The organism is Haloferax litoreum, from assembly GCF_009674605.1.
Lineage (GTDB): Archaea > Halobacteriota > Halobacteria > Halobacteriales > Haloferacaceae > Haloferax > Haloferax litoreum.
The window spans coordinates 2,556,990-2,583,345 of sequence record NZ_WKJO01000001.1; the positions used below are offsets into that span (position 1 = coordinate 2,556,990).

The window sequence follows — 26,356 nt, forward strand, 5'->3', positions numbered from 1 at the left end:
CCAGCGCCGAGTCAGTCCAGCGCCGTTTCGAGTTTCTCTACGAGGTCCGAGTTCCCGATGTGGAGGGGCGTCCGAGCGTGGAGGTCCGGTTTGTCCACGTCGAGGAGTGACTGCGTACCGTCGGAGGACGCGCCACCGGCGGTTTCGAGGACGTAGCCGATGGGGTAGCCTTCGAACTGGACCCGGAGTTTTCCTTCGGGTGCCGACTGGAGGGCGGGGTAACTGAAGATGCCGCCGTAGGTGAGAATCTGGTTCACGTCGCCAATCATCGACCCGCCGTAGCGGAGTTTCCGGGACTCGTCCTGTTCGACGTCGCGGGCGAACGCTTCGAAGTCCTCGGTCCAGTCGGGGACGCGCCCGCCGAACCCGTAGACACTGCCGTCCTCGGGGAGGGTGATGTCCTCGCGGACGAGTTCGTAGGTCGCGTCGTCGTAGATAACGTACTCGTCGACGACGCCGTCGCGGGCGACAATCATCGTCATGACGGGGCCGTAGAGGACGTAACCTGCGGCCACGATGTCGCGGCCGTGTGCCGGAAGTGGCCCGTCGTAGACGGCGAAGATGGTCCCCATCGTATTGTTCGGCTTGAGGTTCGACGACCCGTCGAGTGGGTCGAGTCCGACAGACAGTGACCCGTTGCCAACGTCGATGGTATCGGGTCGCTCTTCGCTCCCGTACTCTCCGACGCCTTCGAGGGCTCCGATACGCTCGCAGAGCAAGTCGTCGGCGAACACGTCGGCGGCCATCTGCGTCTCGCCACTCGGGTTCTGTGCTTCGGATTTGACGCGTCGGCCGGGGAGGCCGGTGCGAATCTCTGGGGCAGTCGTCGCGATGACGTCGACCACTTCGTCGATGGTCTTCGTGTCGCGGGGGGAATCTGCGGTGTTCACGTCTTTGGTCGCCATTATAGACACCTCTCGGACGAGGCGTGTGATGGATACGGTTCGACCCCACCGAGACAGGACCGGCCAGCGGGGACGTTCGAGGACGTGGGGACCGTCTGCGGGGAGACGGCAGTCGTGTCGGCGCCGGGTATCATCTGGTTCAAAATCGTGTAACCAGATATTTAAAGACTGTGTATACGTGGATTTGGAAGAGAGTGCTGAATTTGGACAGTAGGACACCCATAACCGAATATTGCGACTATTTTTGAACCGAATATAACTTACTACTCAGATAGTAAAAGTTCGGGTCGGGGGGTCGTCACTTCGAGACTGGCTACTCGGTCGCGTCGCGTGCCTGCGATTTCCACTCGCTGATGACCGCGTGGTCCATCTTGAGTGCGTCCGCGACGTGTTCTGGGTCCGCCGTGGCGAGTCGGCGAACAGACCGGACACCAGCCTCGGCGAGGCGTTCGGCGTCCTCTTCACCGATTCCGTCGAGAGTCGTGAGCGGCGTCGGTTTCGACCGTTCACGCCACGCTGCCTCCGCAGCAATCGCGTCACCGGACCCGTCTGCTGACGCGTCGTTCTGCCCGCGGGGCGTCCAATCTCCCTGTCGCGTCGGACTCTCTGTCTGGGAGGCCGTCCCCGACGGGGTCCAGTCGCCGTCTGTGGTCGGGTCGTCCGGCGTGTCCGTCTCGCCAGTCGGAGTCCAATCGCCGGTCTGTTCGTCTTCGTCGGCGGCATCTTTCCACTCGCCAGAACTCGCGGCGACCCACGCGCGTTCGTCGTCTCCCAACCCGCGAACTTGTGACGAACGTCGGTCGAGGTCGTCGCCCGAGTTGAACGACCACGACAGGGAGTGCCAGCGACGAATCTTCGCTGCGACCCCCGGATTGGTCCCCGCTTCGACCAGGTCGCGGTAGCACACCTGCCCGTCGAGAATCGACTCGACGTCGATACCTGCCGACTCCAACGAATCCGCCGTCGCTGGGCCGACGAACTTCAGGTCTTGAAGGTCGGACGGTGCGTCGGTCTGCTCGTCGTCTGCTCGTGGCTTGAGTAGGTTTTCGATGGCCTCGTCGGTGTTCGTCGGGTCCCCCTCTGGTCCAGTCGGTTGGCCCGTCGCATCGACTGGGTTCCCATCGGCGTCGAGCGACTGGCCGTCGGTATCTAACAGGTTCTCGTCGACGTACAGTGGGTTCTCCGCAGTGTCCGTTTGGTGCCCCTCAGCGCCGTCTTCGTCGTGTGTGCCCGTGTCGTTCTCGCCAGTCACCGTTGCATGTCCACATTTCCGCGCGTGACTTGACTGTTTCCGTGAAAGTCATACATTTGTCATTATTTTGGACGGGTCGGCAAGTTTTACTTTGCCACCTCGCGCAGTCCAGCGCATGCGCGGCATGAACGAAATCGACACGATTGGCGTCGTCGGCGCTGGGACGATGGGCAACGGAATCGCACAGGTCGCGGCGATGGCCGGGTACGACGTGGTCATGCGTGACCTCGAATCCGAGTACGTCGAACGCGGCATCTCCGCCATCGACGACAGTCTCTCGCGGTTCGTCTCGAAAGACAAACTGAGCGAAACAGAAGCGGAAGCGACGAAAGAGCGTATCACGGGCACGACGGACTTCGCGGACCTCGCCGAGTGCGACTTCGTGGTCGAAGCGGCCGTCGAGAACATGGACATCAAGCGCGACATCTTCGCGGACCTCGACGACCTGCTCCCCGAGGACGTGATTCTCGGCACGAACACGAGTACGCTCTCGATTACGACCATCGCGGCGGCCACCGAGCGACCCGAACAGGTCGTCGGCCTCCACTTCATGAACCCCGTCCCCATCATGAAGGGCGTCGAAGTCGTCCGCGGCGAGAAGACCGACCCCGCAGTCGTCGAGTTCGCCCACGAACTCTCCGAGGACCTCGGAAAAGAGACGTGGGAGTCCGACGACAAGCCCGGATTCGTCACCAACCGCATCCTCATGCCGTGGTTGAACGAGGGTATCCGCGCCTACGACGAAGGCGTCGCCTCGAAAGAAGACATCGACCGCGGCATGACGCTCGGCACGAACGTCCCGATGGGACCGCTCACGCTCGCCGACCACATCGGTCTCGACATCTGTCTGGACGCGTCCGAGACGCTCTTCGAGGAACTCGGCGACCGCTACAAGCCCGCCTATCTGCTCAAGCGAAAGGTCGACGCGGGTGACCTCGGTAAGAAGACGGGCAAGGGCTTCTACGAGTACGAATAACAGCGAACGAGACGCGCGCAGCGCAGGAATTCACGCTTTTTTCAGGTATCGCATCACCCCCGCACCGACGACGCCGACGACCAGAAACACCCCGCCAATCCCAGCCAACGCCAGCGCCAAGCCAGTCACAATCTCCACACCGCCGCTGACGACGTAGGCGAGAATCGCCCCAGCGAAGAAAATCGCCGCCACGAATCCACCGACGAAGAGGACGAACGTCGGCGTGAGATAGTCGTCTGCAGGCATACCTGCCCCTTCGCAACCGGGGGACGAAACTGTTGTCCTACAGAGGGGGAAGTCTATCAGTTCTGAAACCCCGCGCGAACCCTTTTATCCCATCCCGCGTGAAGGTCTGCCAATGATAACGGTCGAGAATCTCCGAAAGACCTACGGCGACTTCCCCGCCGTCGTGGGCAGTGACTTCTCGGTCGAGTCGGGCGAGGTGTTCGGCATCGTCGGACCCAACGGCGCGGGCAAGACGACGACGCTGAAGATGCTCGCCGGACTCGTCGAACCCACCGCCGGCACGGCAGCAGTCCTCGGGATGGACCCCGAAGACCCCGAGATGCGACGCAAACTCGGCTTCCTCCCCGAAGAGTCGCCGCTCTACGAGGACATGACCCCACGGTCGTACCTCCGATTCTTCGCGGACCTCTACGACGTGCCCCGCGACGTCGCCGACGACCGAGCCGACGAAGTCCTCGACAGACTGGACCTCGAGTACCGCGACAGACGCCTCGGTGACATGTCGAAAGGGATGAAGCGCAAAGTGGCCATCGCGCGGTCACTCGTCAACGACCCCGACTTGCTCATCTACGACGAACCGGCGAGTGGTCTCGACCCACTGACGACGAACGTCGTCCTCGAATTCGTCCGTGAACTCCGCGACGAGGGAAAGACCGTCGTCTTCAGCGCGCACAACCTGTTCCACGTCGAGTCGGTCTGTGACCGCGTCGTCATCTTGAACCGCGGTGAGATAATCGCCCGCGGGACTGTCCCCGAGATTCGTGCAGAACACGGTGAGACGACCTATCACGTCTACACGACGGTCGAACTCCCGGCGAGCGACGACCACCCGGCGACAGAGCCCGAGGGTGACCGATTCGTCGCCACCGTAGACGACATGGCCGACGTGGAAGCCCTCCGCGAGACGGCCGAATCCGCCGACGGACGCGTGGTGGACATCCGAACAGACGAGGCGTCGCTCGAAGATATCTTCCTGCGCCTCGCTCGTGAGTCGCCGACGACGAGCGCTGCCGAAGGGGGTCGCGGTCGGTCGTGAGTGACCACGACTCGAAGAGAGACGACTCGACTGCCGCCGGCTCGTCCAGTTCCCGATTCGGTGACCTTCGAACGCGTACCGTCGCACACCTGCGCGCAGTCGCCCGCATCGCACGATGGGAAGTCTCGCGGTCCGCAGGAACGGTCGACCGAAAGACGATAGCACTCGGACTGGTCGCCGCCCTCGTCGCTGCCGGTATCGCCGCAGGCGCAGTTGGAAGCGGCGTCGCCATCGACCAGAACCTCTACCGCGTCGGCATCGCGTCCGATAGTCCGTACTACGACGCTGTCGACCAGTCGTCGGTCCTCGAACCACGACCACTCTCCGACCCGAACGTCGAACTCGTCGTGTCGGAGACGCACGTCTCTGTGGCGGACACGCAGACCGGCCGGGCGGCGTATCAGGCCTACCGTGAGGCGGTCCAATCGTACAACGAACGGCAGATGCGTCTCGAAGCGAATCAATCGGCGGCGTTCCCCGTCGTCGTGACGCTCCAGTACCGCGAGCGCGGAGCGCTGGTTCCGGCCGGGAGCCGAGTCGATGGTGGGAACGGTGGCAACACAGTGTCGGGAGACGGGTCGGTCGCTGCTGACGGTGGCGACGGTGCAGGGTCCGACGCAAGTGGTGGAACCGGTTCGGCCGGTTCGGGGACCGGCGTCGATTCGTCCGACGCCGCCGCCGCGGACGACACGAACGTCGGCGCGTCTGCGCTCGGTGGGGCCGCGGGTCTCTTCGGCGGCGACGCCAGTGGGTCGCCGGCGAGCATCAGTCCGCCGTTCCCCTTCGCGTCGCTCGTCCTCGCGTTCGCGTTCCTCGTCCCGATGAACTTCGTGATTCAGGCGTACGGGTCGAGCATCCTCAACGAGCGCGTGAATCGCCGCGGCGAACTCCTGCTCGTCGCACCCATCTCGCCGGGGGACATCGTCGCCGGAAAGACGCTCCCGTACCTCGCGGGCATGGTCGGAATCACCGTCGTCATTGCGGCGGCCATCGGCGGCGGCCCCGTCTCCGTCGCGGCGGTCATCCCAATCGGGTTGCTGTTCCTCTCGTCGACGTTCGTGGGAGCGATGTTCGCCCGTTCGTTCAAGGAACTCACCTTCGTGACGGTCACCGTCTCCGTCTTCTTGACGACGTACACGTTCGTGCCCGCCATCTTCACGAACGTAACGCCTATCGCGCTCATCTCGCCGTTGACGCTCGTCGTCCGTGACCTCGGTGGTGACGCCGTCTCGCTTGGTGACTTCGCGTTCTCCGTCGGCCCGATTCTCCTCGCCGCACTCGTGTTGTTCCTCCTCGGAACCGGCGTCTACCGCGAAGAGGACATGTTCACCCAGCGGTCGGTCCCGCTCAAGTTCCTCGACGCGCTCGACAGTCGAATCTCGCGCCCGCGGTCGATTGCGACGCTCTCGGCGCTGTCGATTCCGTTCGTGTTCATCGCCGAACTCCTCGCTATCGCCGTGTTGTTCGTCCTTCCAGTGGACGTGACGGTTCCGCTCGTCCTCGTCGCCGTCGCCGTGGTCGAAGAACTCGCCAAGAGCATGCACATCTACGCGGCCTTCGAGAAGGCGCGGTTCGCCCGAACGGTTCGCGTCTCACTCCTCCTCGGTGGTCTCTCTGGACTCGGGTTCTTCCTCGGCGAGAAGTTCACCGCCATCGTCCAACTCGTCGGACTGCCGTCGCTCACGCTGGGGCAGGCGGCCTTCGCACCGTCCGGCATCGGCCTCGCCACCGCCGCAGGATTGCTGGTCGCACCACTCGTCCTCCACGCCGTCACGGCCAGCGTCACCGCACTCGGCGCGAGGTGTGGCAAATCGACGTACGCCCTCGCGCTCGTCGGCGCGATTGGCATCCACGTCGTCTACAACATGCAGGTGGTGACGAACCTTGGGTAACCCACGACTCGCCATCGCACGGCGCGAACTCGGGAGTCTCCGCAAGGAGAAGACCATCGTGCTGGCTCTGGCTATCCAACTGTTCGTGGCGGCGTTCTCCTCGTTCCTCGTCGTCGGACTCGTCTCGCTGTACGACCCCAGTGCAGCGAATTATCAAGTCGATGTCGCCGTCACCGGTGGCGAAGCGGCGGTGAACGACCTCATCGTCGCAATCGACGGCGAGTCGGGTCTGGCCGCGCGGCCGTATCCGTCCGTCGACACCGCGATGACAGCGTTCGAGGAGCGCCAGGTAGACGCGGTAGTCGAGGCGTCGACCGGGCCGAACGGACGCGTCCACCTCGTCGCAACCGCTCCGGACTCGGGCGTCGAGACGACTGCAGTCGTCGTGCGCCTCCGGGATGCACTTCGGGCACTGGAGCGCACCGAACGCGCAGAGCGGAGCGCGTTCCTGTCGACGGACCCGCTTCCCGTCCCACCGGCAACGGAGTCGAGTCCGTACTTCGGGTTCACCTACACGGTACTCGTCCCGCTCCTGTTGTTCCTCCCGGTGTTCATCGCTGGGTCGCTCGTCGTCGACTCGTTGACGGAAGAAGTCGCTCGGGGGACGCTCGAACTACTGCGCGTCGCCCCGGTGAGTTTCTCGGCCGTCGTCGATGGCAAGCTCCTCGCTGCGGGCGGACTGGCACCGATTCAGGCCGTCGCGTGGATGGCTCTTCTCCAACTGAACGGCACCGGCATCGACAACCTGGCGTGGTTGTTCGGGATGGTCACTGGACTCACGGCCGTCGTCGTCACGCTCGGGGCAACAGTCTCGATTACGGCACCCGACCGGCGAATCGCGCAACTACTCTACTCACTGGGTGTCCTGCTCGTCTTCGCAGGAACGTCGTTGCTGCCGCTCAGCCCCGCAAACAGTGCTGCGAGACTCGCGCTCGGAACTGCGGGGCTCAGTGCGAGACTCGCTGTCGTCGGACTCGTCGTCGTGGGTCTCGTCTCGCTCGTGGGACTGCGTGTCGTCGTCGGACGGGTCGACCCGAACGAACTCGGGTGATGCCACGACTCAGCCTCGGGGTCTCGTCGCCCGCGGCGATTCAGCACCGGAAGGCGTACAAGGGCTGAGTTCGACGGGCGACACATGGGTATCGGAGGCACTGCGAAGAAGCTCCAGAAGGTCGCAGAGATGGCCGAAGACGTCTACAAGAAGCTCAACGAACTGCGAGAGCAAATCGTCGAGGTTCGTGAGACGGTCGGCGAGACCAAACAGCGTGTCGACCGCCTCGAAGCCGAGAACGCCGAACAACGGGCGATTCTCGAAGCAATTGCCGAGGAGCAGGACATCGACACCGACGCGGTCATCGCGAACACACACATCGCCGAAGCCGAGGAGTCGACGTCGACGACCGATTCGGACACCGACGACGCCACGAGCGCTTCCGACGACGACGACACCGAGACGACCGAAGAGTAACACTCAGTTTTCGCTCCGCCTCACACCGGGCTCGCGTCGCTACGAACCGGGATGATAACGTTCAGGACCGGGGGCAACATTTGCCCCTGTATGACCACGCACCGCGAACCCCTCGAATCGGTGCTCGACACTGTGGGCGAGACACCGCTCGTCAGGGTCCACGCGTCCCCAGACGAGGTTCCCGTCTACGCCAAACTCGAGTCGTTCAACCCCGGCGCGAGCGTCAAAGACCGCATCGGGACGTACATGCTCGAACAGATGCTCGACTCGGGCGAACTCCCCGAGGGGGGGACTATCGTCGAACCGACTGCCGGAAACACCGGTATCGGACTCGCCGTCGCCGCCGGACAACTAGGAATCCGAGCCGTCTTCGTCGTGCCCGAGCGGTTCAGCGTCGAGAAACAGACGCTCATGCGCGCCCTCGGTGCCGACGTGGTGAACACCCCGACTGAAGACGGGATGGGCGGCGCAATCGACAAAGCGCAGCAACTCGCCGACGAACTCGACGACGCCGTCGTTCCCCAGCAGTTCTCGAACCCACTCAACCCCGAGGCGCACTACGAGACGACGGCACCCGAAGTGTACGACGCTTTCGACGACGAAGTCGGTGCGCTCGTCGCCGGATGTGGAACCGCTGGGACGCTCATGGGGATGGCCCGCTACGGGCGCGAGAACCACGAGGACACGTTCGTCACCGCTGTCGAACCCGTCGGGTCGCTGTACTCGACACTCCACGGTCGTGACGTGGAGGAAGCGGCCTACAAGACCGAAGGTATCGGGACGCACAACCCCGCGACGAACGAGTTGTTCGAGCCCGAATTGGTAGACGAAATCGTCCAGGTCGGTGACCGCGAGACGCACACCGAGATGCAGCGACTCGCCACCGAAGAGGGCCACCTCGTCGCATCGAGTTCTGCCGCGAATTGCCTCGCCGCGCTCGACGTGGCCGAACGTGCTGCCGCCGGTGACCTCGACTTGCCGTACGACTCTGTCGTCACGGTGTTCCCCGACTCCTCGGAGCGGTACCTCTCGAAGGGCGTCTACGGCGACTTCGAGTCTTGGGAAGGATAAGACCGCCTCGGAGGCTCACTACCTCTCAGACGGCGAGTCTGGCGTGTTCGACTTTGTAGCACTTGTTCTGGACGAATTCGAGGCCGGCGTCTTCCGCGCGTGCCGCGGCATCGGCGTCTCGGATACCGAGTTGAAGCCACACTGCCTTCACGTCGCCCCGTTCGGCAGCGCGTTCGATAGCGGCGTCGACGACGGCACCAGCCTCACCCGACGGCCTGAACACGTTCACGAGGTCGATGTCTTCGTCAACGTCCGCCAGCGAGTCGTAGGCCGTCTCGCCGAGAATCTCGTCACGGAACGGATTGACCGGGATGACGCGGTAGCCGTGCCGTTGCATGTACGCCGGAATCTCGTGGGCGGCCTTCCCCGGCGTGGCCGAACACCCGACGACGGCAATCGTCTCGTAGTCGAGCAATGGACGCAGGTCGTCGGCACTCGTGATGGGCATAGCTACACCCACGTGGTACGCGGCTAAAAACCTCGGCCGAGCGTGCGTCGTTCGCACAGTCGCAAACGGTGGCGTGGCTCCAGTGTCGTGGTCCTGTGTCTCCCGAGTCTCGCTGTCGCGTGGTCAGTCGCCGGCGAGACGAACGTCGGGGTCGGCGTCTTCGTACGTCGTGATGATGCCGTCGAACAGTTGCTTGATGGTGTTCATCGTCCGGTCATCGTGGGCGTCCGCGTCGATAGCGAACAGACCGAGGCCACCGACGCTCTGGATTCGCCCGGTGAAGACGTGGAGGAAGCGGAACACCGTCTGGAGGTCGGCGTACATCAAGAGCGTCGACAGCGAGTGGAGCATGATGCGGTTCTGCTTGAGGCCGCGCTCTTGGTAATACTCCTGTAGTACCTCGGAGAGTTTGATACCGATTCCAGTCATGTCGACCGGAGACGACGTGTACTTGATTCGGTCGTCGTCGCGAACATCACCGACACCCTGTTGTCTGGTGACGCAGTCGACGACGGAGACCGGGTTCCCCTCGTAGGGGACGCGCTTGGCGAAGTCCTTGAGGACGCGTTCTGCGCCGTCTTTCGTCGTGACGATGATGGCACCTTCGCCCTGTTTTGTCCCCTCTGTGAGGATGTCGAGCGCCAACGACCGCTTGCCGGTCAGCGGTGGGCCGCTAATCAGAAGGTTCGTTCCCGGTTCAACCTCGACGTCGAGGTCGGGGCCAAGGTCATACATAGGAGTACCCCGGTTGAAGAGTGGTGACTCCGAGGTGTACTAACGCATGACGCTTCCGCTCGCCGGGGGTCATCGGATAGTACGACCATTCGGTGTGCCGGTAATATTCTTTTTGATTGGAGGGTGGAAGATTCCAGAGACGAATCGTGTCAGTGCGGTTATTAGATTCGACAATTTCAGACGGCGAGAGTGAGCGACGTCGCCCGCCCGACGATGAACGCGAACGCAGCGAGGAACATCCCGTGTTTGAGCCGGCGTTGTGCAGCACTCGGATTCTCGAACGACTGGGCCGACGCGAAGAGCATCACGCCATCCGCGGGGACGACGAAGCCGAGATACGCCAGTCCGAAATCCCCACGGGCGAACGGGACGACGCTCGCGGCGACGGCGACGACGAGGACGGCGACCCCAATCCACAGCGAGGGTCGTTCACCGACGACGATTGGCAGGGTGCGAAGTCCTTCTTCTCTATCGCCAGCGATATCTTCTACGTCTTTGACGATTTCACGGGTGAGCGTCGCTAACGCCGCGAGGATGCACAACACGAGTGCCCCCAAGGGTTCGCCGATGGACGCACCACCGAAGAGGAACGTCGACCCCGTCAGCGCCGCGACGACGACGTTTCCGACGCCCGGTAATCCTTTGAAGAACTCCGTGTACGCGAGGAGTGCGACGAGGTTCACCACCGCGATGGCGATGGCGACGAGGGGTAACGCGAGCGCAGACACGACAGCGCCGCCGAAGAGGGCGACGCTGAACCACTTGGTTTCGCCAGCAGTGACCGCGCCGCGGGGGATGGGTCGGTCGGGACGGTTGATAGCGTCGATGTCGCGGTCGAAGTAGTCGTTGACCGCGTTCCCCGCTCCTGTCGCGAACACCGTCGCGAGGACGGCGGCGACGACTGCGAGCGTATCGCCGAGCGTCGCGCCGGCGACGAACGCACCCGTGAAGGTGAGCACGCCCGCAGCGAGCGCGTTCCCCGGTCGGGTGAGTTCGACGAATCCGCGCGCCCGCGCTCCGAGAGACATACCGGGTAGTGTTCGGACGCTCCGTATAAATCGCGCGGAGTCGCCGCCGCGAATCAATCCATTTAAAACAATCCACGACAGACGAAGTGATGTAGGGCGCTTAGCTCAGTCTGGACAGAGTGCTTGGCTTCGGACCAAGTTGCCGTGGGTTCAAATCCTGCAGCGCCCATGATTCTTCCGCGAACAATGTGAGCGGAGAATCATCTCCGCGAAGGATTTGAACGAGACCGAGGTTCTGCGCGAAGCGCGGGTTCTCGGGCGTAGTTCACAATCCTGTAGCGCCCTTTCGAACTCCGATTCTACAGCGACTCCCGACACTATTCGAAACGCCTCACAACACCGTCGCGCCTCTCGAATCACGCACCCACCGACTCACCACCCATCCACGGAACCACAACCTCGGCAAGTCGTCGATGCGCTTCGTCGTACGAAATCGAAGCGGGCGAATCACCCCGCTGCCCCTGATACGAACCGAACTGTGAGTGGTTCATGCCCTGAATCTCGTAACTCGTCGCAGTCGGCGGTAACCGCGACTGCGCCGCCCGATAGTTCTCGCGGTTCAGAACGGTGTCTGCGCTCCCGGTGACGCTCAGCACAGCAACCGACTCCGTACTCAGGTCCACGTTGCAGTAGGACGCGAACAGGACGAGGCCCTGTACCTCGTGTGAACTGATGTACTGGCAGGCGGCGACACCCCCGAGTGAATGGCCACCGACGAACCACGTCTGAATCGCGGGGTTCTGACGCTGAATCTTCGCAGCAGCATCGGTGTCGAGGAGGGCAGTGTTGAGCGGCATCGCGGGGATGAACACCGTGGCATTCGTCTGTTTGACTACCGGTGCGAACGTGCTGTAGTAGGCGTCAGGCGCGACACGACCACCCGGATAGAACACGAGCCCGACAGTCGAGTCGGCATTCGTGGGGGAGAGGACGTGGACGCCGTCGGTCGTCTCGACGGACACCTGTGGGTCGTCTACGACCGCTTGGACCGACGACGACGGACCGTGAAACGGCAGCGAGAAGTAGACCACGGCACCGCCGATGGCGACGAGAAAGACGACAACCACGACGACAACTGCTCGCTTCCACCGACTCATACTATCTGCGAAGACGTGTCACGTGTATAAACAGTAGGCGTTTGGAGAACTCAGTACCCTCTCACTCGATTTGGACTCCCGTTGTCCGTCGAATTCACCACTGTCATACGTGTCGTACAGCGCCACCATTCGGTCGAAGAACACGAACATGGACACCATCGACGCGACGGCCCCGACCACAGTCCGGCCGAGGTTCAAATCCTGCAGCGCGTATCCGTGTCTCGATTCCCCGAGGTAGACTCGACACCGACTGTCTCGAACCTCCGCTATCGACGTATCAGACGAAAATCAAACTATCTCACACGATACGCGGAGAAGAAGGCTCAAATACTGTCCAGTTAAGCCGAAGTTAGAATGAGGCACTGCTCGCATCCCGGGTGTTCGTGGCAAGCGATTGCCCCCACAGCGGATGCTGCGCTGACGCAATACGCCGAACACCTCGTCGAGGAACACACCAGAACAGTCGACGTGGACATCCCAGACGGGATGGTCCAAATTAGGCTCGAAGAGGACGGTGAATGGATTACCACGACGTTCGAAGAGGCACGAAAACTCCACGACGCGGCCCACGACGAGTAATCTGGTGACGGTACAAATCGGATTGGCTCGCCGTCACCGAGGGGGCTCTCAAATAACGCGACGTTTAGCAGACACTCTGTCCAAACGTCATCTTCTCACGCGGTTGCTAACTAATAGCCAACACCACCGTGTCTCTGGTGGAGGGACACGAACGATGGCCAGAGAAGTCACCTGCAGAGATGCAGGATACGATTGCGACTTCGTGATTCGATCCGAGAACGAAGACGAACTCATCAAATTCGTCCAAGAACACGCGAAACAAACGCACGACGCCGACATGTCGAGTGCCGACATACGGAACGCGTGGAAGACCGTCTAACCCAGTTCGTTCGAACTCGACAGTCGAGTAGAGGCCGTGTTCATACACGGAACGTCATCCGATTTTTAGTCGATATTGCCAGCGGGCGATACCGATACCTGAGTGATGACTTCGTCACAGACTCTGCCGACTCGCTCACTCCCGGCGCTTCGCCCACGTCGATGGCACGTCACTCCCCCCTTCTACTGAAATCCGGCCTTCGAACTTCGCGAACGTCGGGTTCTGTACGAACTTGCCCCCCAACACCGTCTCACCCAATCCAAATTTCGTCGCCTCGTCGAGGAGACTCGCGGGCACGTGCGAGAGGATAGCCGACAGGTGGTCCAAGTCAGACTGCGAGTTCATCCGCATCAAGAGCAAGTTGTCACACTGCGAGAGGATGTTGTCGTGAATCTTTCCCGGTCGTTGAGTCGAAAGCAAGAGATACAGTCCGAACTTTCTGCCTTCCGCGGCGATACGGACCGAGGTGTCGGTCGAAATTGCCTGTAACTCGTCCGCCGGTTCCTGCGGGCAGATGTTGTGTGCCTCGTCCACGACGACGAGGGTAGGCCGGCGTCGGTTGCGCTCCCGCCAGAGGTGCGTCAAGACGGCGTTGGTGACGACCATCTTCTCCGATGCCGACCCGAGTGTCCCAACGTCGAGGACGAGACAGCGCCAGTCGGACCGGTCGAGCGTATCGACGAGCGACGATTCGCCGGGCGAACACCACACGTCCCAGTCTGCCAACCCGAGGTTCTCGATACGCAGGCCGAGTTGGCGGGCCTCCGCCGTGAAGTTGTGCGCGATTGCGTCCTGTACTTCGTCCCACGAATACTCTCGGTCGTCGAGGCCGTCGAGGACGTGCCAGAACGTGTTGAACTCCTCGCGGTCGTCGAGTGGGTCGAGTTCGAGGACTGTTCCTTGTTCGGTTCGACTGAGGTCACCGAAGCGAACCCGTAACACGTCGTCGTCCTCACTCGCCACTGTCTTCGGACGATAGACGTGCAACCCCTCGGTTGCTTCTCGATAGCGCCCGACCAACTCGTCGTACGCTTCGGGGGAAAGCGGGTCCGGACGGAAGTGATTCACTTCCTCGCGGGGGCGCGGTTCGTCCAGACCGATGAAGTCAGAGTTCGGGTCGACGACGATGATTCGTAAGTCGGTCTCGAGGAGTAACTGCTCGAGGACGATACCGAGCGAGAACGTCTTTCCCGACCCTGATTGTCCACAGAGGAAGGTGTGCCGATTGAACCCTCCCGCGTCGAGCCGGACCGTTGCGTCGCCGTCTACGTACAGCGCCTGTCCGATAGGGAGACTCGCATTTCGACGCGGTCCAGCCAAGTATCGACTCACCAGCGCGGCGTCTGCTCGGTCCAGCGTGGCTGTTTGAAAGGTGTCTGTGTTCGATGTCGGAGCAATCGAATCTGCGGTGACTGTCCCGAGGAGGACGCCAGTTCCTTCCAACGCCGAGACCCGCAACCGGTCTGTGACACTGGACATGTTCACGCCTTCGGGAAAGACGTCTCGTTGGATGTCCAGTTCGAGACCCAGTTCCGCACCCTCGCGCTTGACGACCGATTTCGTAATAATCTGTCCCAGATAGTGCTGGTCGTCGTCTGTCACTATCTGGACGTAACTCCCGACGGGGATGGGAAGTGTCAGCGGCGCTTCGTAGTGGAACGTTCGCCCGTCGATAGAGTACGCGAACTGCGCGACGTTTTGCGCCGCCCGCGATTGAAGATAGTCGTGAAACGCCCGGAGGTTGCCGCGAAGTTTCTCTAGTTGCTGTTCGTTCAGTTGGTTCTCGTCGTCTCTGTCGTGGTCGTTCATCGACGGTGTTTCTCCCGTACTACTCGCTGTGCGGCTTCGATACGGTCGGCTAGGAGTTCCGTACTCACTGAGAGCTCTTTGTTAGACTGTCTCAAACAGGGCGTGTGGAAGGATAGACGAGCGGTCTCGGGTCGGTGACAGTCGACCAGCGGGTGTCGAACACGCGCCACTCGACTCCCTCTCGCAGTACCTGGGTGCCGTTCGTACGACTGGAGTCGTCAGTACGAGTGAAGAGTGTGAACTCTCATCGCTCACTCTCGGTATGTGGAAATTATATCTCAATGTTTTTAGTGATATTGACGTCTATTCACGTATGACTCAACGCCCTCCTACTGCAGAGACCAGTGACGGTTCCACCGACCCAACTGTGCCCGCAATCCGGGCCGAAGGGCTGACGAAGCGCTTCGGCGACGCTGTCGCCGTCGACCACCTCGACCTCTCGATTCCGCAGGGACACGTCTACGGATTCCTCGGCCCGAACGGTGCCGGGAAGACGACGACGATGCGGATGTTGACGACGCTGATGCCGCCAACCGAGGGGACGGCATCGATTATGGGTACCCCGCTGACAGACCGGTCCGCAGTGACCCGGCATATCGGGTACCTCCCAGAGAACGCTCCAGTCTACGAGGAACTCACCGGAAGAGAGCAACTGTCGTACGTCGCCTATCTGCAAGACGTTCCCGACGACGTCGCTGCCGACCGAATCGACGAACTTCTCGACCGATTGGACCTGACAGAAGACGCTCACAGACCGATTTCGACGTACTCCAAGGGGATGCGCCAGAAAATCGGCCTGATTCAGGCGCTTCTCCACGAACCCTCCGTGCTCTTCCTCGACGAACCGACGAGTGGACTCGACCCCAGAGCGGCCCGTACCGTCCTCGACGTGATTCAAGAGTTGTCGGACGACGAGACGACTGTGTTCCTCTCGACACACATCCTCTCCGTCGTCGACGAACTCGCGGACACGATTGGTGTGTTGCACGAGGGACGCCTCGTCGCCGAAGGTGCTCCGTCTGACCTCAAACACCGCGCCGAGACGGGCGAAGAGCGTACCCTCGAACAGGCCTTCCTCGAAGTGACTGCCGACCACAGTGAGGAAGCGACAGTCGAGGCTGGCCGATGACCTCACTTGGTCACGACGTGCGTCACGGCGGGCGAATCGCACGAATCGAACTCCGGCGCTCTCTCAGGAAGTCGTTCGGAACCCGAAAGCGGCAACTCACCGCACTCGGCTTCGTTCTCCTGTTCAGCCCCACCCTTCTCTTCTGGTTTCGGGCCGCCTCCGACGCGGGTCGGGTCGCTGCCGAACAGGGAACGATGGCGCTCGACACACTCGGGATACAGGTGACGTTACTCGTCGTTGCATTCGCACTCATGGGTGCGCTTCGTGTCGTCCAGCAGGGGCGGCCTGACGGTGATGCACTCCTCTTGACGGCGACGAGTACACGCGCTGTTCTCATCGGGACCACCATCCACGCGACTGTCCAACTCGTGTTGTTCGTGATGATTCCCACACTCCTGTTCGCCGCCGGGTTCGCACTCGGTGCTGAGATGCCGACAATCGTCCTCACGACCACGATTGCAGCGATTCCGCTGTTCACAGCCGTCACGATTCTGGGGACCGTCGGTGGCCAACTGGTCGTCCTCGGCTTACTGAAGAGTCATCTCTTCAGGTCGGTGAGTCGGGTCTTCGGCCTCGTACTCCTCGTGGTGCTGCTGGCCCTCGGGTACGCTGCGATGGCACCGCTTCTCGGCGTCACCGAACCGTTCGCACTGCTGTCTCCCGTGGCGCAACCGGCCATCGAGTACCTCGCGTTCGCGTTCGTCGGGACACCACTGAGTCCGGGGCTCGACGGTGGTTCGTTCGTCGTCGGTGCTGCCGTCGTTCTCAGCATTCCCGTCCTGTTCGTCGTGGCGAACCGTCTCGCACCAGCACTCTGGTTCGCAGACGCGACACCGACGAAACTGATCCAACGCGACGTGTCGACGTCACGTGCCGACGCGACAACGTCAGTCGAGGGTGGACAGACCGACTCCGGACGCCCGTTCCCCTCGCGATACGGACCGCGTCCGGTCGTAATTGCACTCGGCTTGTGGACTCGTTGGGTTCGGATTCCCGTGCGATTCTCGACGCTCTTTCCGCTGACCATCATCCTCGCGATGGCGGTCATCGGTAGCATCGGCGACCCCGAGTCGCTCCCACTCGCGTTGGGCGCTGCGCTCGTATTCGCGGCAGTCTACGTCTCCGGCGGCGTGTTTGGGTTGAACCCGCTCGGTGAAGCGGGCGAGATGCGAACTGTCGAGTCGCTCTCGGCCACCCGTCCTCGAACACTCGTGTTCGGACACGCGATTGCCGGACTGTTCGTCGGGACGCCACTCGCCGTCGTTGGGACGCTCTTGCTCACGATAGCGGCGGGGACGCCTGCGCCACTCGTCGTCATCCTCGTCGCACTCGCCGTCGTCTCGACAGTCGCCGGTGCGGGCGTGGCACTCGGGATTGGTACCGTTCTTCCATCCGAAGACGCCCAGCGGACGTACCGTGGCTACGACGTGGCGACGCCGAGTCAGTGGGCACTCGTCGGATACATGTTCGCGACGACACTCCTCGTTGGAATCGCCGCACTTGGCTCGATTTTCGTCTTCCTCCCTGCCGAAGGTGGGAGTCTGTCACTTCTCCGTGTCGGTGCCCCAGTCGTCGCCGCAGTGGTCTTGGTGTTGGTCGGCGCGTTCGGGTACCGAACTGCGACACGGCGCTTCGTGTCACCCGTCTACCCCGACACGTGAGTGCCCGAAGAACGTGTCTGTACCGCGTGCCAGACGACACCGGGTTAGGAGAGACATACCCACTTGAGGAGAGCACAGAACCCGGGGTAGTCGTCGGCGTATGTCCTCTCGTCCGTGTGAGCAAGCATGCTGTAACCATGCTGTAGATAACGATTGTATAACAATACAGACAGTCTGCGAATATCGGTGCAATATGAGTCATCTTCCTCGACAAGAGGAACGCACTGATGGATATCGCATCCAACAGTTCACTCAGGACCACCTGGACGGATTTTTAGCTCTCCACGAACTCACCTACGGTGGTCACCCGTCGACGGCGCTCTTCGAGTGGCGGTACAACAGTCCGTACCTGGACGAGATTCCGATATTCGTCGCGGTCGACGACTCGGACACAGTCGTCGGTGCTACCGCGTTCTTACCCTTCAGAATCGCCGCGGGCGGTACCACGGCCCTCGCACTCCAACCGGCGAACGCGATGGTCCACCCAGACCACCGTCGGAACGGTCTCTTCAGTCGGACGTTGACCAGCGCAATCGACCACTACGAAGACAGCAACGCCGAGTTCTTCTTCAACTTCCCGACGGCCCCTGCACTCCCTGCACTCACGAAACTCGGCTGGAAAGAAGTCGGGACAGTGCCGACGTGGTTCCGTCTTCAGCGACCCGTCGAGGTACTCGACGGAGCGGTTCCAGAGTGGATTACCCCCGCCGCGTCTCGAATTTCGACGACACTCGCCAAGGCCCACAACCGAATCCGCCGTGGATTCGCGACAGGTGACGCGAGCGTCGACGTCCAACGATACGACGAACTCCCAGTAGGCCTGTTTACCGAACTGTACGAGGAGAACGCCCCGGAGCACATTCACGTCGTCAAAGACAGAGCGTTCTTCGAGTGGCGGTTCGGGAACCCCGAATGGGATACCGTCTCGTACGTCGCACGTCGGGAGGGCCACCCAGTCGCCGGGTTGGTCGCGTGTACCCGGAAGGCCGATGGCATCACCGCAACTGCGTTGATGAGCGTCCTTCCACCGGCGGGTGCCGACCCGGATACCGACGCACTGGTGGTCTTACTCGACGCTGTCGTCGGTGACCATCGAGACGTGGACGTAATTCGCGTGAGTGAGTCGTCGCTCCCCACGTCGATTCTCGAACGATTCGGCTTCCTCAGCAATCACGCGTTCCCGCTGTCACGAGTGGCGAACAAGACGCATCTGGTGACGCGTCCAATCGTCGACGACGCCGAGCACAAGTGGTACCTCGGTGAGCACCTCGTCACTTCACAGAATCAGTGGGCCGTCGAACTCGCCGACCAAGACGCTCCGTTCTGACCGCTCGATGGGGGAGCATCCGCTCACACGCCGGACTGCAACCGACGCCTGACGCGGATGCTGCCGGGGATGAGTCTACTCGTCGAGGTGTTCGATACCCTGTTTCGACACGTTCGAACGGGTGACGTAGTCGTCCATCCACTCGGGGGCGTCGTCACCCTTCGCTTCGGTCCACGCCCACCCTTCGTAGATGTGGACCTTGTCTGTTCCTCGCTCGCGGAGTCTGAGCGTCGCGTGGCCGTCGACTTCGTCGCGACTCGGTGCGGGGTGCAGTCGTCGTGCGGCCTTCAACGCCGCCTGTCGTGGGTATCGACCGCTGAACACGCTCGTCTCTTCGCCGTCGTCCTCCACGAGGACGAAATTTCGCTTTCCATCTTCTCGGACCATGCGTGAGCCTACCACGCACTCCAAATTAGTAGTTCGTATCGGCACACATTCTTTCGAACGTGGACGACGTACCTGTCAGGAGACGAGTGACGCGCCAAATTCGGTCCCTCGGCCCGTCTACAAGAGGTCTTCGAGGCGCCGCCGATGGAACGACACCGCACGCGACCCAGTTTGCTCTGGATACCCCGGCCGTGTCACCTCGCCGGCCGAATCGACTGCCGACCTGAGAACTGCCGTGATTCGATAGATTGGTTCGACAGTTGGGTACGGTCGAACACTCTCGTACCCCGCACGAAACGCCCGTCGAAGCGACGTGCCGTCGGAGACGTACCAGTCGGTGACGAGGTGTTCGACTTTGGCGACGGCGAGTGCCGGTTCGGCAGCGAGGGGATTGCCCCAATCGAGGACGGCGGAAACCCCGTTCGACCCGACCAAGGCGTTCCCCGGTCTGAGGTCCCACGGGTAGAGACGAGACGGTGGATTCTCGGGCACAGAGGCAGATTCGGTTGCCTCCAAGAGTGCGTCGCGAATCGAGTCGAAGGCGGGAGGCAGTGCCTCGATTCCCCCGTGAACGTACGACGAGAACCACGTCTCCCAGTCGGTCGCTTCGACGGCACGGAACTCGACGCCACTCTCGCCTCCGGTGTCCGCAGTGACCGCGCCGTACCCGTCGAGTGTGAAGGAGTCGTGGATCTCCCCGAGGCCGCGGCCGAACGTTCGAGCGACGTTCTGCTGCGTTCTCTCGTCGAGGCGAACGAACTGTTCGTGGAGTTCGTCACCGGACGCCCGTTCGACGACTGCGTATCCGCGGTCGGCAATCGTCCCCGTCGTGAGAACTCGCGGGACCGGAATCGAGGTCCGATTTCCGACTGCTCGGGCGACTGCGGTTTCGAGGTGAATCGCCTCCTCGTCGGTCGAGAGTTGGACGACGACTGCACCGCCGTCGACAAAGTCCACTATCGTCGTCTCCTTGTGGTTCCCGCGTCGCACTGGCGTCATCGACGCGACGGTGCGGTCCGGGAACTCGTGTGCCAACACGGCCACGACGTCGTCCATCGAATCAGTCATAGGTTCGAGTACCGGAAATGTTCGTCGGAGCGACACCACTCAGTCGAGAATATCCGTGAATTCGTGCAGTGACGAGAGGACGTACTCCGGCGAGTACGTTCCCGTGTCGAAGTCACTGTCTGGGTCGTCCGGACACCACGCTGCGTCGAGTCCGGCATCCTGTGCGCCACCGACGTCGTATTCGAGCGAATTCCCGACGTGGAGACTCGCGTCCGCGCCCACGCCAAGTTCGCTCAACGCTCGGTCGAAGGGGTCGGGGTACGGTTTCCGACGCGGCATGTCACCCGCGTAGACGACTACGTCGAACGCGTCACTGAGGTCTAACGCATCGAGCTTGACCGATTGTCGGCGTTCGGGACCGTTCGTCACGAGTCCGACGTGCGCGTGCGTCCGAGCGACGTCGAGGGCGACACTGGCACCGGGGAGGAACGAGACGGCCGTGTGGTCGACCGTCTCGATGAACCCACGGGCCAGTGCCTCCTCGTCGACAGTGCGACCGTACTTCGTGGCGACTCGTTCGAATCCGGTCGTCAGATACGACTCGGGGTCGTCGGGGTCCGGCGGGCCGTCGAGCGCCGACCAGAGGTCGGATGGGTCTCCGAAGCGGTCGTCATCGGCGGCGGCGAACGCGCCGGCGTAGATGTCCTCGCCGGACTGGTCGTTCTGGATGAGTGTCCCGTCGAGGTCGAACAGGACCGCGTCGAATGATGCCACTCTCGGACTAGGGGTGGTGAGGATAAAACGTTCGTCCCGCGTGACGGCGACAGTAGCAAACTCGCCACGCTCTGCTACGGTGGGACAACCCGTCTCCCTCGTCGTATTCCCAGACGTGGTCTTTCAGTTCTTCTTCGGTGTCGAAGTGGTCGCCGCACATCTCACACGTGAACTCGGATGCGTCGCTGTCTCGGGCACTCATGTTCTAAAATTGACGTTCGAGTGGTGTAACGGTACGTCCGAAACTGCCTGCGGTCGCCGGGCGTTAGAAGCCCTTGCCAAGCAGTTCGCGGGCGATGATGGTCTTTTGAATCTCCGTGGTCCCCTCGTAAATTTGCGTAATCTTGGCGTCGCGGTAGAGACGTTCGACGTCGTGGTCGTTGACGAACCCAGCGCCGCCGTGAATCTGGACCGCTTCGTCGGTGACGTCGGTGGCGACGTTCGAGGCGAACTCCTTCGCCATCGACGCGAGTGCCGTCAACTGACCCTCGTCGTTGTCGACGCTCCACGCGGATTTATAGGTCAGTTGCCGGGCCGCCTCGGTGGCGGTGTGCATCTCGGCGAGTTTGTGCTGGATGGCCTGGAAGTCGCTGATGGAGCGACCGAACTGCTCGCGTTCTTTGGCGTATTCGAGCGCCTGTTCGCAGGCACCCTTGGCGATACCGACGCCCTGCGCGGCGACGGCGGTTCGCGTCTCGTCGAAGAACTGCATGAGTTGGAGGAAGCCCATCCCACGCGTCCCGACGAGGTTCTCTTCGGGGACGCGAACGTCGTCGAGGATGAGTTCGGCGGTGTCGCTGGCACGGATGCCCATCTTCCCCGTAATCTTGTCCGCGGAGAATCCATCGCGGTCGGACTCGACGATAATCTGGGAGAACCCGGAGTACCGGTCGTCCACGTCGGGGTCCGTCTCACACATCACGACGAAGTAATCGCCGACGCTGCCGTTGGTAATCCACATCTTGTTACCGTTGAGGACCCACTCGTCGCCGTCTTTCTCGGCGCGCGTCTTCACGGAGGTCACGTCGGACCCGGCCTGCGGTTCGCTGATAGCCGCGCCCATGACGGACTCTCCCTCCACGATTGGCGGCAGGAAGCGCTCTTTCTGCTCTTCGGTCCCGAAGTTGATGATGGCTTCAGCGCCAAAGCCAGCGCTCGTGATACAGAGGCCGATGCCGGGGTCGACTGCGAACAGTTCCTCGGTGACGATAGCGTTCTCCAGCGAGGAGTACCCGACGCCGCCGTACTCGACAGGGAAGTGCGCTCCAGTCAGGCCCATCTCGGCCGCCTTCTTCACGATGTCGTAGGGATACTTCTCTTCGACGTCGTACTCGCTGGCGACCGGTGCAATCTCGTTCTCGGCGAACCGACGAACCTCGTCTCGAATGGCTCGTTGCTCGTCTGTGAGTTTGAAGTCCATGATTGATAGACACAAACGCGGCCAATAATGTTTGTCACACTCGGAACAACGTGCAACGAGTGGAAACGGGAAAACACAGGTGGACGGTTCGAGAGACGACCGACGAACGGAGTAGTGAAGAGTAACCGATGGGAGTGGAGTGGTGTGGTGTGGTGTGGTGATAGCGAGGATTACGGCTCTTCGTCTTAGTCCGTGTCCTCGTCCGTGGTGGACGCCGATACGAGTTCGATGACGTTCTCACGACCCAATCGGAGTTTCTCGATGGTGCCGTCGTCTTCCATCCGTGAGAGGACCCGCGACACCTTCGACTTCGACCAGTCGAGTTCGGTGACCACGTCTTTTTGCCGAATCCGGCCGTCAGACGCACGCAGTAGGTTCTGGACGCGGTCTTCGTCGGTCAGAATTGGGTCTACGGACACGTCGTCGTCGACACCGTCTTCAGCCGAGACGCCGCCGGCGTCTTCGACCTCGTCGCGAGCAACTTCGCCGTCGTGCTCTGGACTGCCGTCGTCCGGGTGGCCGGCGCCGGCCTCGTGGCTTTTGTCCTTCCCCACGTCTCGTGGACCTCGAGCAGTCTGCTCGTCGGCGCGCAGAGCGCGTTCGTGTTCGCCCTCGGTCTCGTCGCCAGCGACTCGTCGCCAGTATCCCACGGCGACGAAGACGACGAAGAACACGGCACCGACCGTGCCGCCGATGGTCTGCCAGTTCGTCCCGTTCGGTTCTGCGGCGGTCGTTTCTACACTGGTCGTCTCGACGGGTCGGGGTTCGAAGACGACGAGCGGTTCTCCGTCGGCGAACGTCTCTGGTCCGTTCCACGTGAGGACACCGTCCTCTCGACTCGTTGCGCTCGGAGTGGCCGACGCGACTCGGTACTCTGCGGGAGCGACGACTTCCAGCGTGTCGTTTTCCGCGATGAACAATCCGCTCTCGAAGACGTCGCCGACGACGAGTCGGCCGTCGTCTTCGTCGGTGAAGTTGCGCCAGCGGAACTGATAGCTGACCACTCCCCACTGTCTCGGGACCGTCTGGATGCTCGTCGACGCCGAGAAGTCCGTCGCGTTCATCTCGCGTCCGGTCGCTCGACTCGCCGCATCGACAGTCCCGTTGATTCGCGTGGCGAACGGGCCGAGAAACGCGCTCGTGTCGTTTTCAAAACGTCGCTGAAACGCCCGATACTCGGCTTTCTGTTCGCTCGTCCGCAATCGCGTCCGAATCTGCAGTTCCCACGTCGCAGAGGCGTTTTCGTGGACTTCGATTCGAAGAACCGTATTGTCCACGTCGGGTTGTGTCTGCGCTTGCGCGACGCCAGTGGTCGAGAGTGGTCCGGCGACCAGACTGAAGAGGACGACGAAGGCGACAGCGATGCGCGCGAGGGACCGACCCATGTTGGTATTTCGAGGTTCCGCGGTGGATTATATAAACAGCAGGGACCGTTTCTCGGAGTTGAGAGTGTGACAGAGACGACCGTTCAAAACTCGTGACTGACACGCTCGGACGATTTCCCACTGAAATTCGGCAGCTTCAACGGTTCGAAACGGTCTGCAACGGTTCGGAACACGCCGGAAAACACCACCACGGTTCTCCCGGTTTATGCTACTGTCGTCGTGATTGCCGACCAACGATGAAGAGACAACTCCTCTCGGTACTGCTCGTCGGTGCCCTACTCGTCGGTGTGGTGACGCCGACTGCCGCCGCCGCGGGCGTGGCCCCTGATACGGATACCGAACCCGCCGCACTTGGGTCCGCTTCAGACGGGTGGTTCGCGACGAACAACACGACGACCACTGCGACGAACGATACCACGACCACAGCCTCGAACACGACGACGAACGACACGGCGTCCGATTCGAACGCGACCAGCGGAACGGTCGAGGTCACTGTCGGCCAGCAACTCACGACCATCGTCGCACAGACTGACAGCGAAGTCCGGACGGAAGTCGAAGAGAGCGCGTTCGAGGTGCGCTTCGAACGTGGTGAGGACGACGACCGAGCCGAAGCGCTCGAAGAACGGGCAGAAGCGCTCGAAGAACGCGGCGAGGAGATTCGCGAATCGTACGAAGAAGCCAGTGAGGCGTACGAAGCCGGCGAACTAACTCGTTCAGAGTACGCCCAACGCATCGCGACGCTCAACGCGCGCAGTGAAGACCTCTCGACGAGCATCGCACGCCTCGATTCTCGCTCGAAGAACGTCTCCAACGAGAGCCTCGCGGCCGCCGGATTCAACGAATCTGCCCTCGCCAGCATCAACGACTCCCTCGAATCCGTCTCTGGTGTCGGTGCGAGGGCCCTGCTGAAGCAGTTCACCGGCGTCAGCGAAGGTGAAGTCGAACTCGAAACCGAGGGTGGCCTCTCCATCAAGGTGGAGAGCGAAGACGGCGAAGAATCACGTGAAGTCGAGCGTGAACGCGACGACGACGCGAACTTCTCTGTCAGCCAATCGGACGCCCTCGATACCGCCCGAGACGAACTCGGAACGCCGTCTGTCGGGTCGTGGTCGCTCGTCGAGAGCGACAAACACGACGACTCCGGATACTACGAGTTCGAGTTCGAACTGACCGGGACGAACTCCACCGGTGATGCCGAAGTCCGCGTGGACGGGTCATCTGGTACCGTCTACCGCCTCGAATCCGAGATTGAATCGCCTGACGAGGACGAGGAAGACGACGACGTTGAAGACGAAGCAGAAGAAGAGGACGAGGAAGACGACGACGAAGCAGAAGAAGACGGAGACGACGTCGAGGATGACGAAGACGAGGAAGAGAAAGAGAATGAAGATGCAGAAGAAGACGAGAAAGACGACGACGAAGCAGAAGAAGACGGAGACGATGTCGAGGATGACGAAGACGAGGAAGACGACGAAGACGACGAAGAAGATGGTGAAACGGAGACCGAAGAAGAAGAAGACGACGAGGACGACGACGAGTCCGAGACGGAAACTCCGGAGAGTGAATGACGGGCGAATCGACGGAATACGTGACCACTGTGGAGGCGACTCGTGATGGCCGATAATGGTCGCGTCCGAGCAATCGGCAGATTGCTCGCCGCACTGGTCGTGTTGAGCACCCTGTCCGGGTCGGGGGTTGCGGCACCCACTACGGTCGGAAGCACCCACGCATCCACAGTCGATTCGACCGCCTCGCAATCGTCGATGCAGACGCTCAACGACACGTCGGCGTTCGTGGTGACACTCGCACCCGACGGGTCGGCCCGCGTCACGCTTCGCCTGCTGTACGACCTCACCGAGGACGCGGAACGAACCGGATTCGAGCGCCTCAAATCGAACGCCTCGACGTTCGCGGATTCGTACGCGACTCGTCTCGAACCGCTCGCAACGCGGGCGTCGAACGAGACTGGCCGGGAGATGACCATCCGCGACCCTGTCGCGCAGTTCGACAAACTGAACGAGGGGACCACTGGACTGGTCGAACTGTCCGTGACGTGGACGAACGTCGCGTCCAGCACTGACGAAACCCTCGTTCTCGCCGAACCGTTCGACGAGGGGTTCGACCCTGACCGGGCGTTCGTCGTCCGCGCGCCCGACGGGTACCAAGTCGCGTCTGTCGCACCGAATCCGGACGTGAAGTCATCGTCTGTCGTCGCGTGGAACACGAGTGGTCCCCTCGATGGACTTTCCGTGTCGTTCGAATCCACCGACTCGACCGACGACCAGTCGAGCGACGTATCCACGTCATCGACCGACATGCCCGTCGGCCCTGAACCGGTGATTGCACTTCTCACCGTGGCCGTCGTGCTCGGTATTCTGGGCCGTCGGCGCGACTGAGACCCGCT

Annotated in this window: 27 protein-coding genes and 1 tRNA gene; 14 read left to right on the forward strand and 14 right to left on the reverse strand. The window is 61.9% G+C overall.

Going from position 1 to position 26,356, the window contains the following annotated elements:
• Positions 1–11: 11 nt before the first annotated feature.
• Together GJR96_RS13145 and GJR96_RS13150 are read right to left on the reverse strand one after the other, a co-directional pair.
• The gene (locus GJR96_RS13145) at positions 12–905 is read right to left on the reverse strand and encodes a class 1 fructose-bisphosphatase (RefSeq protein ID WP_151163340.1); all 894 of its coding nucleotides are present in this window, start codon (positions 903–905) and stop codon (positions 12–14) included.
• Positions 906–1,218: 313 nt separating this feature from the next.
• Positions 1,219–2,157, reverse strand: a complete 939-nt coding sequence (locus GJR96_RS13150) for a helix-hairpin-helix domain-containing protein (protein ID WP_151163341.1) — start codon at positions 2,155–2,157, stop codon at positions 1,219–1,221.
• A gap of 115 nt (positions 2,158–2,272) precedes the next feature.
• On the opposite strand from GJR96_RS13150, the gene GJR96_RS13155 reads away from it, so the two are divergent.
• On the forward strand, positions 2,273–3,133 hold the full coding sequence (locus GJR96_RS13155) for a 3-hydroxyacyl-CoA dehydrogenase family protein (protein WP_151163342.1): 861 nt from the start codon (positions 2,273–2,275) through the stop codon (positions 3,131–3,133).
• 30 nt (positions 3,134–3,163) lie between these two features.
• Here the strand turns inward: GJR96_RS13155 and GJR96_RS13160 are convergent, their stop codons facing one another.
• Positions 3,164–3,379: a hypothetical protein gene (locus tag GJR96_RS13160; RefSeq protein ID WP_151163343.1), complete on the reverse strand. Its 216-nt coding sequence runs from the start codon at positions 3,377–3,379 to the stop codon at positions 3,164–3,166.
• A 112-nt stretch (positions 3,380–3,491) separates the two neighbouring features.
• Between GJR96_RS13160 and GJR96_RS13165 the strand changes: the two genes are divergently transcribed.
• From GJR96_RS13165 to GJR96_RS13185, 5 genes are all read left to right on the forward strand, one after another.
• Positions 3,492–4,415, forward strand: coding sequence for an ABC transporter ATP-binding protein (locus GJR96_RS13165; RefSeq protein ID WP_151163344.1), 924 nt, complete (start codon positions 3,492–3,494; stop codon positions 4,413–4,415).
• A gap of 89 nt (positions 4,416–4,504) precedes the next feature.
• Entirely contained in the window at positions 4,505–6,307 is a 1,803-nt protein-coding gene (locus GJR96_RS13170) for an ABC transporter permease (protein WP_151164045.1), read from the forward strand.
• On the forward strand, positions 6,300–7,358 hold the full coding sequence (locus tag GJR96_RS13175) for an ABC transporter permease (RefSeq protein WP_151163345.1): 1,059 nt from the start codon (positions 6,300–6,302) through the stop codon (positions 7,356–7,358). Before GJR96_RS13170 ends, GJR96_RS13175 begins: the two co-directional genes overlap by 8 nt.
• An 84-nt stretch (positions 7,359–7,442) precedes the next feature.
• Positions 7,443–7,775, forward strand: a complete 333-nt coding sequence (locus GJR96_RS13180; RefSeq protein WP_151163346.1) for a DUF5798 family protein — start codon at positions 7,443–7,445, stop codon at positions 7,773–7,775.
• 90 nt (positions 7,776–7,865) lie between these two features.
• Positions 7,866–8,846: a PLP-dependent cysteine synthase family protein gene (locus GJR96_RS13185; RefSeq protein ID WP_151163347.1), complete on the forward strand. Its 981-nt coding sequence runs from the start codon at positions 7,866–7,868 to the stop codon at positions 8,844–8,846.
• Between the two features lie 25 nt (positions 8,847–8,871).
• Here the strand turns inward: GJR96_RS13185 and GJR96_RS13190 are convergent, their stop codons facing one another.
• The 3 genes from GJR96_RS13190 to GJR96_RS13200 form a co-directional block, all read right to left on the reverse strand.
• Positions 8,872–9,294 carry a CoA-binding protein gene (locus GJR96_RS13190; protein ID WP_151163348.1) on the reverse strand — a complete coding sequence of 141 codons (423 nt, stop codon included), beginning with the start codon at positions 9,292–9,294 and terminating at the stop codon, positions 8,872–8,874.
• A gap of 123 nt (positions 9,295–9,417) precedes the next feature.
• On the reverse strand, positions 9,418–10,029 hold the full coding sequence (locus GJR96_RS13195; RefSeq protein ID WP_151163349.1) for an RAD55 family ATPase: 612 nt from the start codon (positions 10,027–10,029) through the stop codon (positions 9,418–9,420).
• A 176-nt stretch (positions 10,030–10,205) separates the two neighbouring features.
• Complete coding sequence (locus GJR96_RS13200) at positions 10,206–11,057, reverse strand: geranylgeranylglycerol-phosphate geranylgeranyltransferase (RefSeq protein WP_151163350.1); 852 nt, start codon at positions 11,055–11,057, stop codon at positions 10,206–10,208.
• Positions 11,058–11,151: 94 nt separating this feature from the next.
• On the opposite strand from GJR96_RS13200, the gene GJR96_RS13205 reads away from it, so the two are divergent.
• Positions 11,152–11,226, forward strand: a tRNA-Arg gene (locus tag GJR96_RS13205).
• A gap of 187 nt (positions 11,227–11,413) precedes the next feature.
• On the opposite strand, the gene GJR96_RS13210 is transcribed toward GJR96_RS13205, so the two are convergent.
• Positions 11,414–12,154, reverse strand: coding sequence for an alpha/beta hydrolase (locus GJR96_RS13210; RefSeq protein WP_151163351.1), 741 nt, complete (start codon positions 12,152–12,154; stop codon positions 11,414–11,416).
• A 354-nt stretch (positions 12,155–12,508) separates the two neighbouring features.
• Between GJR96_RS13210 and GJR96_RS13215 the strand changes: the two genes are divergently transcribed.
• Both GJR96_RS13215 and GJR96_RS13220 read left to right on the forward strand, forming a co-directional pair.
• A complete protein-coding gene (locus GJR96_RS13215) occupies positions 12,509–12,733 on the forward strand; it encodes a hypothetical protein (protein WP_151163352.1) in 225 nt (74 codons plus the stop codon).
• A 154-nt stretch (positions 12,734–12,887) separates the two neighbouring features.
• A complete protein-coding gene (locus GJR96_RS13220; RefSeq protein ID WP_151163353.1) occupies positions 12,888–13,052 on the forward strand; it encodes a DUF1059 domain-containing protein in 165 nt (54 codons plus the stop codon).
• Between the two features lie 135 nt (positions 13,053–13,187).
• Here the strand turns inward: GJR96_RS13220 and GJR96_RS13225 are convergent, their stop codons facing one another.
• Entirely contained in the window at positions 13,188–14,861 is a 1,674-nt protein-coding gene (locus GJR96_RS13225; RefSeq protein ID WP_151163354.1) for an ATP-binding protein, read from the reverse strand.
• Positions 14,862–15,174: 313 nt separating this feature from the next.
• Between GJR96_RS13225 and GJR96_RS13230 the strand changes: the two genes are divergently transcribed.
• The 3 genes from GJR96_RS13230 to GJR96_RS13240 all read left to right on the forward strand — a co-directional run bounded on the left by GJR96_RS13230 (position 15,175) and on the right by GJR96_RS13240 (position 18,978).
• Entirely contained in the window at positions 15,175–15,990 is an 816-nt protein-coding gene (locus GJR96_RS13230; protein ID WP_151163355.1) for an ABC transporter ATP-binding protein, read from the forward strand.
• Positions 15,987–17,651 carry a hypothetical protein gene (locus tag GJR96_RS13235; protein ID WP_151163356.1) on the forward strand — a complete coding sequence of 555 codons (1,665 nt, stop codon included), beginning with the start codon at positions 15,987–15,989 and terminating at the stop codon, positions 17,649–17,651. The genes GJR96_RS13230 and GJR96_RS13235 overlap by 4 nt, the downstream gene beginning before the upstream one ends.
• 193 nt (positions 17,652–17,844) lie before the next feature.
• Positions 17,845–18,978: a GNAT family N-acetyltransferase gene (locus GJR96_RS13240; protein WP_191965865.1), complete on the forward strand. Its 1,134-nt coding sequence runs from the start codon at positions 17,845–17,847 to the stop codon at positions 18,976–18,978.
• A 75-nt stretch (positions 18,979–19,053) separates the two neighbouring features.
• Here the strand turns inward: GJR96_RS13240 and GJR96_RS13245 are convergent, their stop codons facing one another.
• The 6 genes from GJR96_RS13245 to GJR96_RS13270 all read right to left on the reverse strand — a co-directional run bounded on the left by GJR96_RS13245 (position 19,054) and on the right by GJR96_RS13270 (position 23,952).
• Positions 19,054–19,365, reverse strand: coding sequence for a non-histone chromosomal MC1 family protein (locus tag GJR96_RS13245; protein ID WP_058573860.1), 312 nt, complete (start codon positions 19,363–19,365; stop codon positions 19,054–19,056).
• Between the two features lie 117 nt (positions 19,366–19,482).
• Positions 19,483–20,421 carry a phosphotransferase family protein gene (locus GJR96_RS13250; protein WP_151163358.1) on the reverse strand — a complete coding sequence of 313 codons (939 nt, stop codon included), beginning with the start codon at positions 20,419–20,421 and terminating at the stop codon, positions 19,483–19,485.
• A 51-nt stretch (positions 20,422–20,472) separates the two neighbouring features.
• Positions 20,473–21,147, reverse strand: a complete 675-nt coding sequence (locus tag GJR96_RS13255; RefSeq protein WP_151163359.1) for an HAD family hydrolase — start codon at positions 21,145–21,147, stop codon at positions 20,473–20,475.
• 7 nt (positions 21,148–21,154) lie between these two features.
• Entirely contained in the window at positions 21,155–21,349 is a 195-nt protein-coding gene (locus tag GJR96_RS13260) for a hypothetical protein (protein WP_151163360.1), read from the reverse strand.
• Between the two features lie 63 nt (positions 21,350–21,412).
• Positions 21,413–22,567, reverse strand: coding sequence for an acyl-CoA dehydrogenase family protein (locus GJR96_RS13265; RefSeq protein ID WP_151163361.1), 1,155 nt, complete (start codon positions 22,565–22,567; stop codon positions 21,413–21,415).
• Between the two features lie 185 nt (positions 22,568–22,752).
• Entirely contained in the window at positions 22,753–23,952 is a 1,200-nt protein-coding gene (locus GJR96_RS13270; RefSeq protein ID WP_151163362.1) for a helix-turn-helix transcriptional regulator, read from the reverse strand.
• 236 nt (positions 23,953–24,188) lie between these two features.
• On the opposite strand from GJR96_RS13270, the gene GJR96_RS13275 reads away from it, so the two are divergent.
• Positions 24,189–25,520, forward strand: coding sequence for a DUF7096 domain-containing protein (locus GJR96_RS13275; protein WP_151163363.1), 1,332 nt, complete (start codon positions 24,189–24,191; stop codon positions 25,518–25,520).
• A gap of 45 nt (positions 25,521–25,565) precedes the next feature.
• Positions 25,566–26,348, forward strand: a complete 783-nt coding sequence (locus GJR96_RS13280; RefSeq protein ID WP_151163364.1) for a DUF7345 domain-containing protein — start codon at positions 25,566–25,568, stop codon at positions 26,346–26,348.
• The last annotated feature ends 8 nt before the right edge of the window (positions 26,349–26,356 follow it).

Bases quoted from the DNA above. Each gene is read 5' to 3' on its own strand.
- GJR96_RS13145 (WP_151163340.1), bottom strand. From the start codon at position 905: ATGGCGACCAAAGACGTGAACACCGCAGATTCCCCCCGCGACACGAAG.
- GJR96_RS13155 (WP_151163342.1), top strand. From the start codon at position 2,273: ATGCGCGGCATGAACGAAATCGACACGATTGGCGTCGTCGGCGCTGGG.
- GJR96_RS13160 (WP_151163343.1), bottom strand. From the start codon at position 3,379: ATGCCTGCAGACGACTATCTCACGCCGACGTTCGTCCTCTTCGTCGGT.
- GJR96_RS13165 (WP_151163344.1), top strand. From the start codon at position 3,492: ATGATAACGGTCGAGAATCTCCGAAAGACCTACGGCGACTTCCCCGCC.
- GJR96_RS13180 (WP_151163346.1), top strand. From the start codon at position 7,443: ATGGGTATCGGAGGCACTGCGAAGAAGCTCCAGAAGGTCGCAGAGATG.
- GJR96_RS13185 (WP_151163347.1), top strand. From the start codon at position 7,866: ATGACCACGCACCGCGAACCCCTCGAATCGGTGCTCGACACTGTGGGC.
- GJR96_RS13190 (WP_151163348.1), bottom strand. From the start codon at position 9,294: ATGCCCATCACGAGTGCCGACGACCTGCGTCCATTGCTCGACTACGAG.
- GJR96_RS13195 (WP_151163349.1), bottom strand. From the start codon at position 10,029: ATGTATGACCTTGGCCCCGACCTCGACGTCGAGGTTGAACCGGGAACG.
- GJR96_RS13200 (WP_151163350.1), bottom strand. From the start codon at position 11,057: ATGTCTCTCGGAGCGCGGGCGCGCGGATTCGTCGAACTCACCCGACCG.
- GJR96_RS13210 (WP_151163351.1), bottom strand. From the start codon at position 12,154: ATGAGTCGGTGGAAGCGAGCAGTTGTCGTCGTGGTTGTCGTCTTTCTC.
- GJR96_RS13215 (WP_151163352.1), top strand. From the start codon at position 12,509: ATGAGGCACTGCTCGCATCCCGGGTGTTCGTGGCAAGCGATTGCCCCC.
- GJR96_RS13220 (WP_151163353.1), top strand. From the start codon at position 12,888: ATGGCCAGAGAAGTCACCTGCAGAGATGCAGGATACGATTGCGACTTC.
- GJR96_RS13225 (WP_151163354.1), bottom strand. From the start codon at position 14,861: ATGAACGACCACGACAGAGACGACGAGAACCAACTGAACGAACAGCAA.
- GJR96_RS13230 (WP_151163355.1), top strand. From the start codon at position 15,175: ATGACTCAACGCCCTCCTACTGCAGAGACCAGTGACGGTTCCACCGAC.
- GJR96_RS13235 (WP_151163356.1), top strand. From the start codon at position 15,987: ATGACCTCACTTGGTCACGACGTGCGTCACGGCGGGCGAATCGCACGA.
- GJR96_RS13240 (WP_191965865.1), top strand. From the start codon at position 17,845: ATGAGTCATCTTCCTCGACAAGAGGAACGCACTGATGGATATCGCATC.
- GJR96_RS13245 (WP_058573860.1), bottom strand. From the start codon at position 19,365: ATGGTCCGAGAAGATGGAAAGCGAAATTTCGTCCTCGTGGAGGACGAC.
- GJR96_RS13250 (WP_151163358.1), bottom strand. From the start codon at position 20,421: ATGGACGACGTCGTGGCCGTGTTGGCACACGAGTTCCCGGACCGCACC.
- GJR96_RS13260 (WP_151163360.1), bottom strand. From the start codon at position 21,349: ATGAGTGCCCGAGACAGCGACGCATCCGAGTTCACGTGTGAGATGTGC.
- GJR96_RS13265 (WP_151163361.1), bottom strand. From the start codon at position 22,567: ATGGACTTCAAACTCACAGACGAGCAACGAGCCATTCGAGACGAGGTT.
- GJR96_RS13270 (WP_151163362.1), bottom strand. From the start codon at position 23,952: ATGGGTCGGTCCCTCGCGCGCATCGCTGTCGCCTTCGTCGTCCTCTTC.
- GJR96_RS13275 (WP_151163363.1), top strand. From the start codon at position 24,189: ATGAAGAGACAACTCCTCTCGGTACTGCTCGTCGGTGCCCTACTCGTC.
- GJR96_RS13280 (WP_151163364.1), top strand. From the start codon at position 25,566: ATGGCCGATAATGGTCGCGTCCGAGCAATCGGCAGATTGCTCGCCGCA.